The sequence below is a fragment of the Streptomyces sp. NPDC050085 genome (assembly GCF_044460595.1).
Lineage (GTDB): Bacteria > Actinomycetota > Actinomycetes > Streptomycetales > Streptomycetaceae > Streptomyces.
Map to the genome: position 1 here is coordinate 220,148 of NZ_JBITJZ010000002.1, position 18,161 is coordinate 238,308.

Here is an 18,161-nt window from a genome sequence, read left to right on the forward strand (position 1 = left end):
CCTTATCCATCGGGCCTCGACCTGTGCACGGGTGGTCCCACTTGTCCCTCTTTCCGGGCACGCCGGAGGCGGTGGATTTCCCCGCAAATTCGCTCGCTCTTGTCCCGGTTGCCCTGCTAGGGATGACTCATGACGACCGACGTACGCGTGCTGCGCAGCGACGAGTGGGACCGGTGGTACGACAGGCTCGAGCTGGCCTTCGGCGGGGTTGCCGAGGCGCCGCAGGAGCGGCAGTTGTGGCACGAGCTGACCGAGCTCGACCGCTCGCTCGCGGTCTGGGACGGCGCCGAGTGCGTGGGCACCGCGAGCGCCTTCTCGTTCCGCGTCACGGTGCCCGGCGGGGCGTACGTGGACGCGGCGGGCGTGACCATGGTCAGCGTCGTGGCGACGCATCGCAGGCGCGGCATCCTCACGTCGATGATGCGGCGCCAGCTCGACGACGTACGGGAGTGGGGCGAGCCGCTGTCGGTGCTCACGGCGTCCGAGCCGGCGATCTACGGGCGGTTCGGGTACGGCGTCAGCACGCGGCAGGCGTACGTGAGCATCGACTCCTCGCGGGTGCGGATCGCCGCTCCGGCCGGGGCGGACGACGTGCGCCTTCGGTTCGTGGATCCGGCGGAGGCCGCGCAGCGGTGCGAGGCCGTGTACCTGGCGAGGATCGGCTCGCGGCCCGGGATGCTCGCCCGCAAGCCGGGCTGGGAGCGGCTGCCGCTGCTCGATCCGCCGGAGGAGCGCGGCGGGGCCTCGCCGCTGCAGTGCGTGCTCGCCGAGCGGGCGGGAGAGGTCGTCGGCTACGCCCGGTTCCACCACAAGCCGGAGTCCGAGTTCGCCGTGGCGCACAGCGTGATCCAGGCGCGGGACGTCACGGCCCTGGACCCCGGGGCGTACGCGGCGCTGTGGCGGTTCCTGTGCGAGATCGATCTGACGGAGCGGGTGGACGCGCGCAACCGGCCGGTGGACGACCCGCTGTTCTCCCTGGTCTCCGACATCCGGCGGTGCGGGGTGCGACTGCGGGACTCGATGCACGTACGTCTGGTGGAGGTGGGCGCGGCACTCGAAGCGCGTACGTATCTCACGCCCGTGGACGTCGTGTTCGAGGTCGAGGACGCGTTCTGCCCCTGGAACCAAGGGCGTTGGCGGCTGTCGGGCGACGCGAAGGGGGCGTCCTGCGAGCGGACCCGGGAGCAGGCCGATCTCGCCCTGTCCGTACGGGAGTTGGGTGCGGCCTACTTCGGTGACACGTCACTGGCCGAGCTGGCCGGGGCCGGGCGGGTGCGGGAGCTGCGGCAGGGGGCGCTCGCGGAGGCGTCGGTGGCGTTCGGGTCGCCGGTCGCGCCGTGGCTGCAGCACGGGTTCTGAGTCACGGGGTGCCGGGCTGGCAGGTGGGGCACCAGAAGAGGTTGCGGGCCGCCAGTTCCGCCGTGCGGATCTCCGTGCCGCACAGGTGGCAGGGCATCGTGGCCCGCCGGTAGACGTAGACCTCGCCGCCGTGGTCGTCGACGCGCGGCGGGCGGTTCATCGCCTCGGGGGTGTGCTCGGGGCGGACCGTGTCGATGCGGTTCGCCTTGACCCCCTCGCGCATCAGGGTCACCAAGTCGTCCCAGATCGACGCGAGTTGGGCCGCGGTGAGGTCCTTGCCCGGGGTGTACGGGTCGATGCCGTGGCGGAAGAGGACCTCGGCCCGGTAGACGTTGCCGACGCCCGCGATGACCTTCTGGTCCATGAGGAGCGCGGCGATCGTCGTACGGCTGCGGGAGATGCGCGCGTACGCCTTCGACGGGTCGTCGTCCGGGCGCAGCGGGTCGGGGCCGAGGCGGTCGTGTATCGCCTGCTTCTCGGCGTCCGTGATCAGGGCGCAGGTCGTGGGGCCGCGCAGGTCCGAGTAGGCCGTCTCGTTGAGCAGGCGCAGCCGGACGGTGTCCGTGGCGGGCGGGGCCGGGGCGTCGCCGATCGCGTACTTGCCGAAGAGGCCGAGGTGGATGTGGACCCAGGTGTCCGCCTCGCCGCCTTCGCCGAAGCCGAGGAAGAGGTGTTTGCCGTGGGCCTCGGTGCGGGTCAGTTCCTGGCCGGTGAGGAGTGCGGCCGCGTCGGAGAACTTGCCCTGGGGGCTGGTGGCCCGGGTTTTCGTGCCCGCGAATCGTTCGGCGTGGTCCTGGGCTAGCCGGTGGATCGTGTGGCCCTCGGGCACGGCCGTCGTTCTCCTCGGGTCTGTGGGGGTTGCTGTCCTGGGGCTCTGCCCCAGACCCCGCTCCTCAAGCGCCGGAGGGGCTGATTGTTGCCGGCCCTGGCTTGAGGAGCAGGGGTGAAAGCTCAGCTCTGCGGGTGGTGCGGCGGGATCGCCGGGAGTTCGCCCGTGGCCTCGTACGCCGACAGCATGTCGATGCGGCGCTGGTGGCGCTCCTCGTTCGAGTACGGGGTGCTCAGGAAGATCTCGACGAACTTCGTCGCCTCCTCCTGCGTGTGCATGCGGCCGCCGATGGAGATCACGTTCGCGTTGTTGTGCTCGCGGCCGAGGGCGGCGGTCTGCTCGCTCCAGGCGAGGGCCGCACGGACGCCCTTCACCTTGTTCGCGGCGATCTGCTCACCGTTGCCGGAGCCGCCGATCACGATGCCGAGGGACTCCGGGTCCGCCGCCGTCTTCTCCGCGGCGCGGAGGCAGAACGGGGGGTAGTCGTCCAGGGCGTCGTAGATGTGGGGCCCGCAGTCGACGGGCTCGTGGCCGTGGGCCTTCAGCCATTCGACCAGGTGGTTCTTGAGTTCGTAGCCGGCGTGATCGGAGCCGAGGTAGACGCGCATGGGTCCGAGTGTGGCACGCCGTGGACCGGGTAGCCGCGTCCGGGGGCGGAACCATGGTCATCCGGATGCAGGACCGACGTAACCAAGACAACAATCCGGATTCAGGTCTTCCGTCCCATGGTCGTCTGCGCTTTGAATGCCAGGGCTCGTCCCCCACGAACCTAAGGATCCGTTCATGACCTCGCAGTCATCCCTTGCGACGGAAGACACTCCGCCCGACGGTCCCGACCGGACCCCGGGCGGAACCGACGGTGGCGGCCTGCAGGCCGGGCTGAAGAACCGGCACCTGTCGATGATCGCCATCGGCGGTGTCATCGGCGCCGGTCTGTTCGTCGGATCCGGGTCCGGGATCGCGGCCGCCGGACCCGCCATCCTCATCTCGTACGCCCTCGTCGGCGCCATGGTCGTCCTCGTGATGCGGATGCTCGGCGAGATGGCCGCGGCCCGGCCGACGTCCGGGTCCTTCTCCGCCTACGCCGATCAGGCGCTCGGCCGCTGGGCCGGGTTCTCCATCGGCTGGCTGTACTGGTTCTTCTGGGTCGTGGTGCTCGCCGTGGAGGCGACGGCCGGGGCCAAGATCCTGAACGGCTGGATACCGGGCGTTCCGCAGTGGGGCTGGGCACTGATCGTGATGGTCGTGCTGACCGTCGTGAACCTGGCGGCCGTCGGCTCGTACGGCGAGTTCGAGTTCTGGTTCGCCGGGATCAAGGTCGTCGCCATCGGCGCGTTCGTGATCGTCGGCCTGCTCGCCGTCTTCGGCGTGCTGCCGGGCTCGGACAACCCGGGCAGCGGCTTCGCGCACCTGACGGACTCCGGCGGCTTCTTCCCCGAGGGCCCCGGCGCGATCCTCACCGGTGTGCTGATGGTCGTCTTCTCCTTCATGGGCTCCGAGATCGTCACGCTCGCCGCCGGTGAGTCCGAGGACCCGCAGAAGGCCGTCACCCGGGCCACCAACTCCGTGATCTGGCGCATCGGCATCTTCTACCTCGGCTCGATCTTCGTCGTCCTGACGCTGCTGCCGTGGAACGACGCCTCGATCGTCAAGGACGGCTCGTACGTCGCCGCCCTGAACTCCATCGGCATCCCGCACGCCGGTCAGGTCATGGACGTCATCGTGCTGACGGCTGTGCTGTCGTGCCTCAACTCCGGCCTGTACACCGCCTCCCGCATGGCGTTCTCCCTCGGTCAGCGCGGCGACGCCCCCAAGGCGTTCGCGAAGACCACGTCGCGCGGTGTGCCGCGGGCCGCGATCCTCGGCTCCGTCGTCTTCGGCTTCCTCGCCGTCTGGTTCAACTACCAGTGGCCGGACACCGTCTTCGACTTCCTGCTCAACTCCTCCGGCGCCGTCGCCCTGTTCGTATGGCTCGTCATCTGCTTCACGCAGCTGAAGATGCGCGGCATCATCCTGCGCGAGCAGCCGGAGAAGCTCGTCGTGAAGATGTGGCTGTTCCCGTACCTGACGTGGGCGACGATCGCGTCGATCTCGTTCGTGCTCGTGTACATGCTCACGGACGACGCCGGGCGGGAGCAGGTGCTGCTGTCGTTGCTGGTGGCCGCGTTCGTGGTCGGGTTCGCGCTCGTACGGGAGAAGGTTCAGCGGTCGCGTTGATCGTGCGGCCGGGTTGGGTGAGGTCCCGGGGCTCTGCCCCGGGCCTCGCTGCCTCTCGTACAGAGGCGAGGCTGGATTCTGCGGAGGTGCTCCGTCAGTTGAGGACCGTGAACGTCTTCTTCACCTGCTCGTAGACCGGCTGCGCCCGCCCCTCCACCTGCGGCTGGTACCACGTCCCTATCTGGTACGACTGGTTGCCCTGGTCGAAGCCGAGCAGTTCCGCGTGCCAGCGTTTGCCCTTCAGCGTGAACAGGTACTCCCAGACCACCGCGGGGCGGCCGCGGAACGTCGTGTCGGCGAGGCGGATCTTCTGGTAGTCCTGGCCCTGGTGGGCGTCCAGTTCGGCCTTCTTCCAGGTCGCCAGGAGGTCGTCCTTGGCCAGTGCCGACTGGGCCACCAGTTCCTGCGTGCCGTCCGGGGACGTGTAGTGGATCTCGGAGGCCGTCTTCACCGAGCGCTGCCAGCCGCTCGGCGGCACCCAGGCGAAGCCCACCTCTCGGCGTGAACCGGGCGGCAGCGTCTGTGCCGGGGTCGCCGGCGGGCGTGAGGTGCCCTCGACCGTGGGCGGCCGGGACGTCGGCGTCGCCGTGCCACCGCCCTTCGCCCCGTCGCCCGAACCGCCGCCCGGCAGCGTGAGGACCACGGCGGTCGCGATGCCCGCGGCCAGCACTCCCCCGACGGCGAGCAGCGTGCCCCGGCGGCGCCTCGGCCGGGCCGCGGCCGGAGCCGGCGGGCCCAGCACGTCGCCCCTGCCGTCACCGCCGCCGTTCCTGCGGGGCGGCACCGCGCACTCCGTGGGCGCTTCGGCGGGCGGCGGCGGCAGCGGGACCGGTCGGCGTACTCCTATGTCGAGCGTGTGGGTCCTGGGGTGGGCCGGTGGCTCCGGCGCGGGGGCGGCCAGCGCTTCGAGGACCGTGTCCAGGTGCGGGCGGTCCTGGGGCTCCTTCGCCAGGAGGTGCGCGAGCAGCGGGGTCAACCTGCCCGCGTCCGGCGGCAGTTGGGGCTCCTCGTACAGCACGGCGTGCAGCGTCGCGAGGGTCGTGTCACGGCTGAACGGGGAGCGGCCGCCGAGCGCCGCGCACAGCGTCGCGCCGAGCGACCACAGGTCGGAGGGCGGGCCCTGCGGGCGGCCCGAGACGCGCTCGGGCGCCATGTAGTCGGGCGAGCCGACGAGCATGCCGACCATGGTCAGCGCCTTGGTGTCCTGGATCGCGGCGATGCCGAAGTCGGTGAGCATGACGCGGCGCCGCCCGGCCCGCTCCATCAGTACGTTGCCGGGCTTGATGTCGCGGTGCAGGACGCCGCCCGCGTGCACCGGGCGCAGCGCCTCCGCCAGGCCCCGGCCGATCGCCGCGACCTCCTCCACGCCCAGCGGTCCCTCCTCGACGAGGACCTGCTCCAGGGAGCGGCCGTCGACCAACTCCATGACGATCCACAGGCGTTCGCCCTGGTCGACGACGTCGTAGACGCGCACCACGTTCGGGTGGTCGATGCGGGCCGTCGCGCGGGCCTCGCGCAGGGTGCGCTCGCGGCGGGTGCGGGCGTCCTCGGGGTCGAGCCCGTCGATGCGCATCTCCTTCACGGCGACGGGCCGGTCGAGCATTTCGTCGACCGCGCGCCACACGCGCCCCATGCCGCCCTGGCCTATGAGTTCGCCCAGACGGTAGCGCTCTGCCACCACTAATCCCCGGACGCCTCCACTCGTATTCCCTGGCAATCGACTGCACCCCCGAATCCCCAGAAACACAAAATCGACACTTCGCGCCGTCCCAGCATAGTGGGGAGAAATCTTGTGGTACCTCTTCAAGTACTGCGAATTCGGACGCAGTTGGGGAGACACAGGGGGACGAACATGAGTTCAAGGCGTCAGGTGAAAATCGCCGGGTCGCTGCTGGCGGCGACCGTCTCGGCCGTCGCGGTCCTGCCCTTCACGGCTGTCGCGGACGACGGACCGGGTCCCGGCAGCAGCCAGGGGGGCAAGGCCATGGAAGCGGCGCCGTCGGGCGTCAAACTGACCACGGGTCTGCCCAAAAAGATCTCCGTCGACAATTCGACCAAGGAAACCAGCGGTCTCGTCGCCAGCGTGAGCAATCAAGGAACCAAGGACAGCGGGCCGATCGTTCTCGCGATCGTCGGTTTCGACGGAATGGCGATCAAGGACGTCCCGAACTGCACGGCCATTCCCACGAACAAACTCCCGAAGGGATCCAACAGCGGATTCAGCTGCGCGATCAAGAATCTGGCCGCCGGGAAATCACAGTCGTACAAGATCGGCGCAACCTTCGACGTCGCGAAGACCGGAAAGATCTGTCTGCCGGTGTCGAGCGGGGACGGCAAGAAGACGTTCTGGCAGCAGGGCCCCGTGCCGTTCGGCACGACGAGCCCCTCGCCGAACGCGCCGGTGACCCCGCTGCTGCTCGGCACGGAGAACAAGCCCGCGGCGCCCGCCGGGGACAAGGGCGGCGGCAGCGACAAGGGGAACCTGCCGTCGACCGGCGTCGGCACCGACGTGCTGCCGCTCGGCGCCGCCGGGGCCGCGCTGCTCGCCGCCGGCGGGGCGGGCCTGTGGTGGGCGACCCGGAGGCCCGCGCGCCACGTGGCGGGAAAATCCAATAGCTGACGGCAGTTGTCAGGTTAGGCGGGCACAGTGCGTGTCATGGCTATCGATGACACGCACACGCTCCACCCCGACGACGCCGGTTACGACGCCGAACTCGCCGGATTCCAGACCGGGTTCGCCCAGCGGCCCGACGTGATCTTCGCGGCGGCCACCGCGGACGACGTGGTGGCCGCCGTGCGGTACGCGGCGGCCGCGGACCTGCCCGTCGGCGTCCAGGCCACCGGGCACGGACTGCCCGGCGCCGCCGAGGGCGGCGTCCTGATCAGCACGCGGCGGATGACGGACATCACCGTGGACCCGGCGGCCCGCACGGTGCGCGTCGGCGCCGGGGCCCGCTGGGGCGCCGTCGCCGAGGCGGCCGCGGAGCACGGCCTGGCCCCGCTGAACGGGTCGGCGCCGAGCGTGGGCGCCGTCGGCTACACCCTGGGCGGTGGACTCGGCATCCTGGCAAGGGAGTTCGGCTACACCGCGGACCACGTGCGGGCCGTGGACGTGGTGACCGCCGACGGCGCCCTGCGCACCGTCACGGCCGACAGCGACCCGGAGCTGTACTGGGGCCTGCTCGGCGGCGGCGCCAACCTCGGCGTGGTGACCTCGCTCGACGTGGACCTGGTGCCGCTGACCCGCCTGTACGGCGGCTTCCTCGCCCACGACGGGCGGGTGAGCGACCCGGCCGGGCTCCTGCGCGCGTACACCGACTGGACGGCGACCGTCCCGTCCACGCTGACCTCCTCGATCGCCGCGCTCGTCTACCCGAACATGGAGCAGCTGCCGCCGCACCTGCGCGGGCAGTACGTGGTCTCGGTGCGGATCGGCTTCACGGGGAGCGCCGAGGAGGGCGAGCGGCTGGTGGCGCCGCTGCGGGCCGCGCTCGGTCCTGCCGTCACGGACACGCTGCGCGAGATGCCGTACGGCGAGAGCCACACCATCCACAACGACCCGGAGTTCCCGCACGCGTACTACGGGGACAGCGCGTTCCTCGGCGCGCTCGACCTGGCCGCGGTCACCGAGCTGTTCACCCTGTCCGGGCCCGCCGCCGACGCGATGCACGTCGTGCAGCTCAACCACCTGGGCGGCGCGCTGTCGCGGCCCGCGCCGAACGCGGTGCCCTACCGGGAGGCCGGGTGGCTGGTGCGGGTGCTGTCGCCGCTCGGGGACGGCGGCAGGGAGGCCGCGCGGGCCCATCACGCGCGGGCGTTCGGTGCCGTCGAGGGCCAGGCCGTCGGCCGCTCGCTGAACTTCGCGTTCGGCGGCGCGGACCGTACGGAAGGGCTCTACGACCCGGACACGCGAAAGAGGCTCGCCGATCTGAAGGCCGCGTACGACCCGGCGAACCTCTTCCGGAGGAACTACAACGTCCAATAAGGACAAGCCACTTGCTCGTCGGCGCTTACTTGTTGGCGAACTTCCAGGCGGTGGGCAGCGCGCCCATCGCCAGCGCCGCCTTCAGCACGTCGCCGAGCAGGAACGGGGTCAGGCCCGCGGCGATCGCGGCCGACGCGCTCATGCCGGTGGACAGCGCCAGGTACGGCACGCCGACCGCGTAGACGACGGCCTCGCCGATCAGGAACGTCACGGCCGTGCGCCACACCGAGCGGTCGGCGCCGCGGCGGGCCAGGGCGCCGACGGCCGCGGAGGCCAGCATCAGGCCGATGACGTAGCCGAACGAGGGCATCGAGAAGCCCGAGCCGCCCTCGGCGAACCACGGCATGCCGGCCATGCCCGCGAGCGCGTACACGGCGAGCGCGAGGAAGCCGCGGCGGGCGCCGAGCGCGGTGCCCACCAGCAGCGCGGCGAAGGTCTGCCCGGTGACCGGCACCGGCGAGCCCGGCACGGGGACCGCGATCTGCGCGGCGATGCCGGTGAGGGCGGCGCCGCCGAGGACCAGCGCCGCGTTCCTCGCAACAACAGCGGACTTGGTGCGGGAGGCGGGCAGCAGGTCGGCAAGGACCTTGCCCGGACGGGCGGTGACAGCGGCGGTGGACATGGGGACTCCGCGGTGTTCGGGGGACCTTGCGGTCGGGCAGGGAGGGACTCCGTGACGCTATCCCAGGGCGGTTGAGCCGATCACGGTCGCCGGTCGACAAAGGCTGGAGGCCGGTGTTGGTGGGCTCCGTACAAAGGAACGCGTGTACACCTCGTCCGGGGTGATGCTCGTCACGGAGGCCAGAGGTGCGTGTCCCGTTTTGCGCCCAGGGGCGCTGCGACGGGAGACTGTAGGTTCCCGCCAATAGCGCGCCCGTCCCCAGATCGGCTGAACCACCCCATGCACGACGACGCACCGCCTTCATCGGCCGTTCCGGCCGAGCCCCTCGCGGGCGGGCTCAAGCAGCGCCACCTCACGATGCTCGGCCTCGGCGGTGTCATCGGCGCCGGGCTCTTCGTCGGCTCGGGCGCCGGCATCGAGGTGGCCGGGCCCGGGATCGTCGTCTCGTACCTGATCGCGGGCGCGATCGCGATGTGCGTGATGCGGATGCTCGGCGAGATGTCGGCGGCGATGCCCGCCTCGGGTTCCTTCTCCGTGCACGCGGAGCGGGCGCTCGGGCGCTGGGCCGGGTTCAGCGTCGGCTGGCTCTACTGGTTCCTGCTGGTCGTCGTGCTCGCCGTGGAGGCGACGGGCGCCGCACAGATCGCGAACGGCTGGGTGCCGGGCATCCCCCAGTGGGCCTGGGTCCTGCTGTTCATGCTGGTCTTCACGGCCACGAACCTGGCGGCCGTGAAGAACTTCGGCGAGTTCGAGTTCTGGTTCGCGACGCTGAAGGTCGTCGCGATCATCGCGTTCCTGGTCCTCGGCACGCTCGCGATCTTCGGTCTGCTCCCCGACACCGACCCGGTCGGCCTGACCCACCTCACCGGCGACGGCGGCTTCCTGCCGAACGGCTGGCAGGGCGTCGTCTCCGGCGTCCTCGCCGTGATCTTCGCGTTCGGCGGCCTGGAGGTCGTCACCATCGCGGCCGCCGAGTCCGACGACCCGGTGCGCTCGGTGGCGCGGGCGGTGCGCAGCGCGGTGTTCCGGATCCTCTTCTTCTACGTCGGTTCGATGCTGGTCATCGTGACGGTGCTGCCCTGGACGGAGCAGAAGGCGGGCATCAGTCCGTACGTCACCGTCCTGGACTCCATCGGCGTACCGTCGGCGGGCCAGATCATGAACATCGTCGTGTTCGTGGCGCTGCTCTCCGCGCTGAACGCCAACCTCTACGGCTCGTCCCGCATGGTCTTCTCACTGGCCGAGCGCGCCGAGGCGCCGAAGGGGCTGCTCAAGGTGAGCGGGGGCGGCGTGCCGCGCCGCGCGGTCCTGGCATCCGTGGCCTTCGGCTTCGTCTCGGTGCTGCTCAATCTGAAGTGGCCCGACACCGTCTTCCTCTACATGCTCAACTCGGTCGGCGCGGTGCTGCTGTTCGTGTGGGCGCTGATCGCGGCGTCGCAGCTGCGGCTGCGCAGGCGCATCGAGGCCGAAGCGCCCGAGCGGCTGGTCCTGAAGATGTGGGCGTTCCCGTGGCTGACCTGGGCGGCGCTCGCGGCGATGGCGGTGGTCTTCGGGTTGATGCTGACGGATGACACGGCGCGGCCGCAGTTGCTGTGGTCGACAGGGGCTACTGCGATCGTGCTCCTGACGGCGGGCGTACGGGAGTGGCGCGACCGTCACACTGCGTGAGCCGGGTGTCCGCATAGCGGTCGCCCACTTCTCCTGAGCGGATGCCGCCCGCACACTTCCGGGACGCCTCCGTCTCACCAGGTGAACCGACGGGGGCGGTAACCGTCTCACGTACTGAACAGGGTGCCCCCATGACCAGCACCACCGCTCCGGAGAAGTCGCAGGCGCCGTCGCCTGCCGACGGCGATTCCGGCTCCCAGTTGACGCACGGCCTCAAGCGCCGCCACCTGTCGATGATCGCCCTCGGCGGCGTCATCGGCGCCGGGCTCTTCGTAGGGTCGGGCGCGGGCATCGCCGCTTCGGGCCCGGCCATCGTGCTGCTCTTCGCGGGCGCCGGCGCGGTCGTCATGCTCATCATGCGCATGCTCGGCGAGATGTCGGCGGCACGTCCGGCCACCGGCTCGTTCTCGGTGCACGCCGAGAAGGAGATCGGCGTCTGGGCCGGGGTCACCTCGGGCTGGATGTACTGGGTGATGCTCTGCTGCGGTGTCGCGGCCGAGGCCACGGCGGCCGGCACGATCATGCACGGCTGGGTCGGGTTCATCCCGGCGTACGGCTGGGTCGCCATCTTCATGGCCTTCTTCTGCTTCACGAACCTGGCCGCGGTGAAGAACTTCGGCGAGTTCGAGTTCGTCTTCTCCGGCATCAAGGTCCTGGCCATCTCGGCCTTCCTGGTGCTCGGCGTGCTCGGCATCTGCGGTGTCTTCAAGTCCTCGGCCCCGCCCGGCCTGGCGAACCTGACCGGTGACGGCGGCTTCTTCCCGACCGGCACAGCCGGCCTGATCGCCGGTCTGCTGACGGCAGTGTTCGCGTACGGCGGTCTGGAGACGGTGACCATCGCGGCCGCCGAGTCCGACGACCCGCGCAAGAACGTGGCGCGTGCCGTGCGCACCGCCGTGTGGCGCATCGCGATCTTCTACATCGGCTCGATGGCCGTCATCGTCACCCTGGTCCCGTGGAACGACCCGCAGGTCGTCAGCGACGGCCCGTACGTCACCGTCCTCGACGAACTGGGCGTCCCGGCCGCCGGCACGATCATGCAGGTCGTCGTCCTCATCGCCCTCCTGTCCGCGATGAACGCCAACATCTACGGCGCCTCGCGCATGGCCTACTCGCTCGTGCAGCGCGGCCAGGGCCCCCGCTTCCTCGGCAAGGTGGTCAAGGGCGTTCCCATGCCGGCCGTCATCGGCTCCTGCGTCTTCGGCTTCCTCGCCGTGCTCGCCGGGATCTACTGGCCCGACACCGTCTTCACCTGGCTGATGAACACCACCGGCTGCGCCGTGCTGGTCGTCTGGTCCTTCATCTGCCTCACGCAGCTGAAGATGCGCCGCCGCCTGGACCGCGAGGCGCCCGAGCTGCTGACCGTGAAGATGTGGGGCTTCCCGTACCTGACGTGGATCGCGTTCGTCGCCATCATCGGCGTCTTCGTCGCGATGGGCACGACCGACTCCGGCCGTGACCAGCTGTACGTCTCGGCGATCCTGGTCGCCGTACTGGCCGCCGCGGGGTACGCGAGCCAGCGCCGCCGCGAGGCACGGCAGGACTGACACACTCCGCTCCCCTCGAGGACCCCCGGGCCAGACCAACTGGCCCGGGGGTCCCTGTCGTTGTGGCCCCTGGCCGCATGCGCCACTCTTGCTGCTAGCCTGCAGTTGCACATAAGTTGCAATAAGCAGAGCAGTCGGAGGGCACGGACGCACATGGCCACGTACACACTCCCGGAACTTCCGTACGACTACGCGGCGCTCGAACCGGTCATCAACCCGCAGATCGTCGAGCTGCACCACGACAAGCACCACGCGGCGTACGTGAAGGGTGCGAACGACACCCTGGAGCAGCTCGCGGAGGCCCGCGACAAGGAGCAGTGGGGTTCGATCAACGGCCTGGAGAAGAATCTGGCCTTCCACCTCTCCGGCCACATCCTGCACAGCATCTACTGGCACAACATGACCGGCGACGGCGGCGGCGAGCCGCTGGCCGCGGACGGGGTCGGTGACCTGGCGGACGCGATCGCCGAGTCCTTCGGCTCGTTCGCCGGGTTCAAGGCGCAGCTGACGAAGGCCGCGGCGACGACGCAGGGCTCCGGGTGGGGCGTGCTCGCGTACGAGCCGGTGAGCGGGCGGCTCATCGTCGAGCAGATCTACGACCACCAGGGCAACGTGGGGCAGGGCTCGACCCCGATCCTCGTCTTCGACGCCTGGGAGCACGCCTTCTATCTGCAGTACAAGAACCAGAAGGTCGACTTCATCGAGGCGATGTGGGCGGTGGTCAACTGGCAGGACGTGGCGAAGCGTTACGCGGCCGCGAAGGAGCGGGCGTACAACCTGCTGCTGGTTCCCTGAGTCCGTTGCCCTTGCACGCCTGAGTCGTCCCGCCTCGTGATCGTCTTCTCAACCTTCACGCGGGTGGGCGGAAAAGGGACAGACCCCCGTGAGGACGTGACTCACGGGGGTCTGTCGGTATGCGGGGTTCCGGTGGACCGTGTCGGACATGCCCAATTCGATAAATCTGCCGTGCAAGACGTGCGTGCCGCATCGGTCCCGGCCGCACAACCCCCTCACCGGGGACCAGAAGGACTGGCTGCGCCGGAACAAGGGCGTGAAGTACACGGGCGACTGGTGGAAGTGCGCCGAGGTCGGCTGCCTCACCGCCCGGCCCTTCGCCAGCGAGGCCAACAGCGTGCAGTTCCCGCCGGGGATCGCCTGAGCCCGACGTCAGTCGAAGATCGGGCCCTGGGTCCGGGTGCGCTTGATCTCGTAGAAGCCCGGGACCGAGGCGACGAGCAGGGTGCCGTCCCAGAGCTTGGCCGCGTCCTCGCCGCGGGGGGTGGGGGTGACGACCGGGCCGAAGAAGGCGACCTGGTTGCCGTCGGCGCCCGGGACCGCGATGACCGGCGTGCCGACCTCCTGGCCGACCTTGTCGATGCCTTCCTTGTGGGAGGCGCGCAGCTCGGGCTCGTACTTCGTGCCGTCCCAGTGGTCCATCAGGGACGCCGGGAGGCCGACCTCGTCGAGCGCGGCGGCGACGGCCTCCTTCGTGGGGCCCTCGCCCTGGTTGTGGATACGGGTGCCGAGCGCCGTGTAGAGGTCGCCGAGCACCTCGGGGCCGTGCTCCTCCTGCGCGGCGATGACGACGCGCACCGGGCCCCAGGCCTTGGTCTCCAGGAGCTCGCGGTACTCGGGGGGAAGGTCGTCGAGCTTGTCCTCGTTCAGGACGGCGAGGCTCATCAGGTGCCAGTTGACCTTGATGTCACGGACCTTCTCGACCTCGAGGACCCAGCGCGACGTCATCCAGGCCCACGGGCACAGGGGGTCGAACCAGAAGTCGACGGGGGTCTTCGCATCCGTAGCGGACATGGTTCTCCTAGGGAGTCGCCAGAACAGTCATGAGGTGTGGTTCTCGCCTGCGCCAACGCGACCCGCGGTGCGGGCATTCCCGGATGTCCGGGCCCGGGGCCGCGTGCGAGGATCGTAGGCGTTCGAACGGTCCCACGAAGACCTGAACGAGACATGTCGTAACGTCACGAAGGAGTGCCGCCCGTGCCCGGTGAGAATCTGTCCCGCGACGAGGCCCGCGAGCGGGCAGGGCTGCTGTCCGTCGACGGGTACGAGGTCGCCCTCGACCTGCGCTCGGCGATCGGCGATGCGGCCGGCGAGGGGCCGCGCACCTTCCGCTCCGTGACCACGATCCGGTTCCGGGCGAACGAGGCGGGGGCGAGCACCTTCGTCGACCTGATCGCCCCGTCCGTGACCGCCGTGTCGCTCAACGGCGAGGACCTGGACCCGGCCGCCGTGTTCGACGGCAGCCGCATCCAGCTGGAGAACCTGGCCGAGGACAACGAGCTCGTCGTCGACGCCCAGTGCGCGTACTCGCGTACGGGCGAGGGCATGCACCGCTTCGTCGACCCCGAGGACGGCGAGGTCTACCTCTACACCCAGTACGAGCCGGCCGACGCGCGCCGCGTCTACGCCAACTTCGAGCAGCCGGACCTGAAGGCGCCCTACCGGTTCGGCGTCCAGGTGCCGGACGGGTGGACCGCGTGGTCCAACGGTGCGGGTGAACTGGTCGACGGGGTATGGCAGTTCGCCGAGACGAAGCCGATCTCGACGTACATCACGGCCGTGGTCGCCGGTCCCTACCACTACGTGTCCGACTCCTACGAGCGGGAGCTGGAGGACGGCTCGAAGCTCGTCGTGCCGCTCGGCGCGATGTGCAGGAAGGGCCTCGCCCCGTACTTCGACGCCGACGACGTCTTCGAAGTCACCAAGCAGGGACTGGACTTCTTCCACGACAACTTCGACTACCCGTACCCCTTCGGGAAGTACGACCAGGCGTTCGTGCCCGAGTACAACCTCGGCGCGATGGAGAACCCGGGGATGGTGACCTTCCGCGAGGAGTTCATCTTCCGCGGCAAGGTGACGACGGCGTCGTACGAGCGGCGCGCGAACGTCATCCTGCACGAGATGGCCCACATGTGGTTCGGCGACCTCGTCACCATGCAGTGGTGGGACGACCTGTGGCTGAAGGAGTCGTTCGCGGACTTCATGGGCTCGTTCTCGATGGTGGAGGCGACCCGCTTCACGAACGGCTGGATCACCTTCGCCAACAACCGCAAGTCCTGGGCGTACCGCGCAGACCAACTCCCCAGCACCCACCCGATCACGGCCGACATCCGTGACCTGGAGGACGCGAAGCTGAACTTCGACGGCATCACGTACGCCAAGGGGGCTTCGGTACTCAAGCAGTTGGTGGCGTACGTCGGCCGGGACGCGTTCCTCGAAGGCGCCCGCCGGTACTTCAAGCGGCACGCGTACGGGAACACGCAACTCGGCGATCTGCTCTCGGCGTTGGAGGAGACCAGCGGGCGCGACCTGGCGTCCTGGTCGCGCTCCTGGCTCCAGACGGCCGGGGTCAACTCTCTGACGCCTCAGGTCACTTTGAGCGCGGAGGGCCGGATCACGGAGCTGGCGGTACTCCAGGAGGCGGCGGCCTCGCACCCCGAACTGCGCCCGCACCGGGTGGCGGTGGGCCTCTACCGTCGTACGGATTCCGGTTCCCTCGAGCGGTACGCGCGGGCCGAGGTGGACGTGGACGGGCCGCGGAGTGTGGTGACTGAATTGGCGGGGGCCGAGGCCCCCGAGCTCGTGCTCGTGAACGACGACGACCTCACGTACTGCAAGATCCGCTTCGACGCGGAGTCGCTGGCCACGCTGCGGGAGCGCCTCGGCGAGGTGACCGACCCCCTGGCGCGCGCCCTGTGCTGGTCGGCGCTGTGGAACATGACGCGGGACGCGCTGATGCCCGCCCGGGACTTCATCGACCTGGTGCTCCGCTTCGCCGGACGCGAGTCCGACATCGGGGTCCTCCAGATGCTGCACGCGTGGGCGCGCTCGTCCCTGGTCAACTACGTGGCGCCCGAGTGGCGCGAGGAGGGCGGCCGACTGCTCGCCGAGGGCGCGCTGCGCGAGCTGCGCCAGGCCGAGCCGGGCAGCCAGCACCAGCTGACGTGGGCCCGCTTCTTCGCGTCGGTGGCGTCGAGCGAAGCTGATCTCCAGCTCCTCCAGGGCCTGTTGGAGGGCGGCGCGAAGATCGACGGGCTTGACGTCGACCAGGAGCTGCGCTGGGCGTTCCTCGACACGCTCGCCACGTACGGCGCGGCGGACGAGGCGGCGCTGGCGGCGGAGCTGGCCCGCGACGACACGGCTTCCGGCAAGCGGCACCAGGTCCGCTGCCTGGCGTCGCGCCCGTCGGAGGCGGTCAAGGCGCAGGCGTGGGCGCAGGTCGTCGAGTCGGACGCGCTGAGCAATGCGCTGGTGGAGGCGACGATCGCCGGTTTCCAGCAGCCGTCGCAGCGGGGCCTGACGGCGCCGTACGCGGAGAAGTACTTCGCGGCGATCGAGCGGGTGTGGGAGGACCGTTCGATCCAGATCGGCATGGATGTCGTACGCGGCCTCTTCCCCGGCCTGCAGGACTCGCAGGCGACGCTGGACGCGACGGATGCGTGGCTGTCCGACCGGGCCGAGGCGGCTCCTGCGCTGCGGCGTCTGGTGCTTGAGGCCCGGGACGATCTTGCCCGGGCACTTCGGGGGCAGGCGTGTGACGCGGGGGCTGCCGGGTAGTCCGGGCTGTCGCCCGGGGCGGGCGGGGACTTCCGGAATCCCGGGTGTTACCGAATGCGGGCGTGCAGGGCCGTAACCCCCCGCCCCGCCAGCCCCTTTCGGCAATTCGACGGCCGGACTTTAGGACGAGCTTGTCCGGTTTTGTCGACGGGACTGTAACAGCGGTTAGCGGGGGTGATCCCGGCGGGAACAGCCCCGTCATGAACCACAACACCCCCGCGCCCCTGTCCCCCCGTCAGACCCCCCGGCCCCTGCGCCACCTCATCGAGACCCAGCGGCGCGTCATGAGCGGCGCGCAGCTCAAGGCGCACGGGGTCAGTGCCGCCGCGGCCCAGGACCAGTGCCGGGACGGTGGGCCCTGGCAGCAGGTGCTGCCGGGGGTCTACCTCCTCCACCCCGGGCCCGCGACCGGCGAAGAGCGGTTGCACGCCGCGTTGTTGTACGCGGGGCGGGTCCAGGATCGGCACCGGCCGGCGGCAGGGGTTCCCGCCCAGCCCGCTCCGGGCGAGGCCCATGGCGTGCCCGCCGTCCCGTACGCCGACGCCATGGTCACCGGGCTCGCGGCGCTGACCCTGCACGGGTTCTCGTCCACTCCCCCGCTGCTCGCGCTCGACCACGTCGAGGTGCTCGTACCGAGGACGCGGCGGCTGCGGTCCACCGAGTTCGTCCGGCTCGTACGGACCATGGGGATGCCGACTCCCGTACAGGTGGCGGGAGTTCCCGTCGCGCCGGTGCCGCGGGCCATCGCCGACGCGGTCGCCCAGCTCGCCGACGCCGGGGCCGTGCGGCGGCTGCTCACGGAAGCGGTGCGGGGTGGGCACTGCGAACCTGCCGCCGTCGTAAGAGAGTTGACGCAGGCTCGGCTGCTCAGTCGGCCGCACGTCGTCGACGCCGTGGACTCGCTGCTCGCTGAGGGGCGGGCCATCGCCGAGGAACGGCTGTACGCGATGGTGCGCGAGCACGGGCTGCCCGACCCGCTGTGGAATGTTGATCTGCGGTTGCCCGGTGGGCCGCATATCGGGGGCGTCGACGCTTACTGGCCCGATCAGGCCGTCGCCGTGGAACTGGACACGCGGGCTCCGCGGCAGGACGAGGACGCGCTGTGGAGCGAGTATGCCCGTAAGCGCGAGTACTTGGAGCGGCTCGGGATCACCGTCGTGCACATCACGCCGAAGAAGCTGCGCGAATCCGTTCAGCAGCAGGCCGCCGTCGTCCGGACCGCCCTGATGGCGTCCGGCGACCGGGATCCGGCCGCGTATGTCGTAGTCCTCCCCCGGTGACAGGTGACGGGGGAGGGCTAGGAGGGGAGTGAAGGGGAGGGGACCCCGGTGATGGGTCCCCTCCCCTTCACCTGTGCCTGAA

15 protein-coding genes are annotated in these 18,161 nt (G+C 70.3%); 10 read left to right on the forward strand and 5 right to left on the reverse strand.

Annotated elements, in window-relative coordinates:
• The first annotated feature begins 129 nt into the window (after positions 1–129).
• Positions 130–1,359, forward strand: coding sequence for a GNAT family N-acetyltransferase (locus ACIBUY_RS09375; protein ID WP_365568648.1), 1,230 nt, complete (start codon positions 130–132; stop codon positions 1,357–1,359).
• 1 nt (position 1,360) lies between these two features.
• On the opposite strand, the gene ACIBUY_RS09380 is transcribed toward ACIBUY_RS09375, so the two are convergent.
• Together ACIBUY_RS09380 and ACIBUY_RS09385 are read right to left on the reverse strand one after the other, a co-directional pair.
• Positions 1,361–2,188 (reverse strand): Fpg/Nei family DNA glycosylase, encoded by an 828-nt coding sequence (locus ACIBUY_RS09380; protein ID WP_399152246.1) that lies wholly within the window; start codon positions 2,186–2,188, stop codon positions 1,361–1,363.
• Positions 2,189–2,310: 122 nt separating this feature from the next.
• Positions 2,311–2,796: a ribose-5-phosphate isomerase gene (locus tag ACIBUY_RS09385; protein ID WP_365568654.1), complete on the reverse strand. Its 486-nt coding sequence runs from the start codon at positions 2,794–2,796 to the stop codon at positions 2,311–2,313.
• A gap of 175 nt (positions 2,797–2,971) precedes the next feature.
• Between ACIBUY_RS09385 and ACIBUY_RS09390 the strand changes: the two genes are divergently transcribed.
• Positions 2,972–4,405 (forward strand): amino acid permease, encoded by a 1,434-nt coding sequence (locus ACIBUY_RS09390; RefSeq protein WP_365568657.1) that lies wholly within the window; start codon positions 2,972–2,974, stop codon positions 4,403–4,405.
• A gap of 94 nt (positions 4,406–4,499) precedes the next feature.
• On the opposite strand, the gene ACIBUY_RS09395 is transcribed toward ACIBUY_RS09390, so the two are convergent.
• Complete coding sequence (locus ACIBUY_RS09395) at positions 4,500–6,086, reverse strand: serine/threonine-protein kinase (protein ID WP_399152247.1); 1,587 nt, start codon at positions 6,084–6,086, stop codon at positions 4,500–4,502.
• Between the two features lie 303 nt (positions 6,087–6,389).
• Here ACIBUY_RS09395 and ACIBUY_RS09400 point away from each other — a divergent pair, with 303 nt between their 5' ends.
• Complete coding sequence (locus ACIBUY_RS09400; RefSeq protein WP_399152248.1) at positions 6,390–7,025, forward strand: LPXTG cell wall anchor domain-containing protein; 636 nt, start codon at positions 6,390–6,392, stop codon at positions 7,023–7,025.
• Between the two features lie 36 nt (positions 7,026–7,061).
• On the forward strand, positions 7,062–8,390 hold the full coding sequence (locus ACIBUY_RS09405; protein ID WP_399152249.1) for an FAD-binding oxidoreductase: 1,329 nt from the start codon (positions 7,062–7,064) through the stop codon (positions 8,388–8,390).
• 25 nt (positions 8,391–8,415) lie between these two features.
• Here the strand turns inward: ACIBUY_RS09405 and ACIBUY_RS09410 are convergent, their stop codons facing one another.
• Positions 8,416–9,012: a biotin transporter BioY gene (locus ACIBUY_RS09410; RefSeq protein ID WP_365568669.1), complete on the reverse strand. Its 597-nt coding sequence runs from the start codon at positions 9,010–9,012 to the stop codon at positions 8,416–8,418.
• A 279-nt stretch (positions 9,013–9,291) separates the two neighbouring features.
• Between ACIBUY_RS09410 and ACIBUY_RS09415 the strand changes: the two genes are divergently transcribed.
• The 4 genes from ACIBUY_RS09415 (at position 9,292) to ACIBUY_RS09430 (ending at position 13,386) form a co-directional block, all read left to right on the forward strand.
• Positions 9,292–10,680 carry an amino acid permease gene (locus ACIBUY_RS09415; protein WP_365568672.1) on the forward strand — a complete coding sequence of 463 codons (1,389 nt, stop codon included), beginning with the start codon at positions 9,292–9,294 and terminating at the stop codon, positions 10,678–10,680.
• 131 nt (positions 10,681–10,811) lie between these two features.
• Entirely contained in the window at positions 10,812–12,227 is a 1,416-nt protein-coding gene (locus ACIBUY_RS09420) for an amino acid permease (RefSeq protein ID WP_365568675.1), read from the forward strand.
• 153 nt (positions 12,228–12,380) lie between these two features.
• On the forward strand, positions 12,381–13,022 hold the full coding sequence (locus ACIBUY_RS09425) for a superoxide dismutase (RefSeq protein WP_365568678.1): 642 nt from the start codon (positions 12,381–12,383) through the stop codon (positions 13,020–13,022).
• A gap of 148 nt (positions 13,023–13,170) precedes the next feature.
• Positions 13,171–13,386 (forward strand): hypothetical protein, encoded by a 216-nt coding sequence (locus tag ACIBUY_RS09430; RefSeq protein WP_365568681.1) that lies wholly within the window; start codon positions 13,171–13,173, stop codon positions 13,384–13,386.
• Between the two features lie 8 nt (positions 13,387–13,394).
• Here the strand turns inward: ACIBUY_RS09430 and ACIBUY_RS09435 are convergent, their stop codons facing one another.
• Positions 13,395–14,036, reverse strand: coding sequence for a DsbA family protein (locus ACIBUY_RS09435; RefSeq protein WP_365568684.1), 642 nt, complete (start codon positions 14,034–14,036; stop codon positions 13,395–13,397).
• 183 nt (positions 14,037–14,219) lie between these two features.
• On the opposite strand from ACIBUY_RS09435, the gene pepN reads away from it, so the two are divergent.
• A complete protein-coding gene (pepN, locus tag ACIBUY_RS09440) occupies positions 14,220–16,799 on the forward strand; it encodes an aminopeptidase N (protein ID WP_399152250.1) in 2,580 nt (859 codons plus the stop codon).
• 200 nt (positions 16,800–16,999) lie between these two features.
• The gene (locus ACIBUY_RS09445) at positions 17,000–18,079 is read left to right on the forward strand and encodes a hypothetical protein (protein ID WP_399152251.1); all 1,080 of its coding nucleotides are present in this window, start codon (positions 17,000–17,002) and stop codon (positions 18,077–18,079) included.
• Positions 18,080–18,161 lie beyond the last annotated feature (82 nt).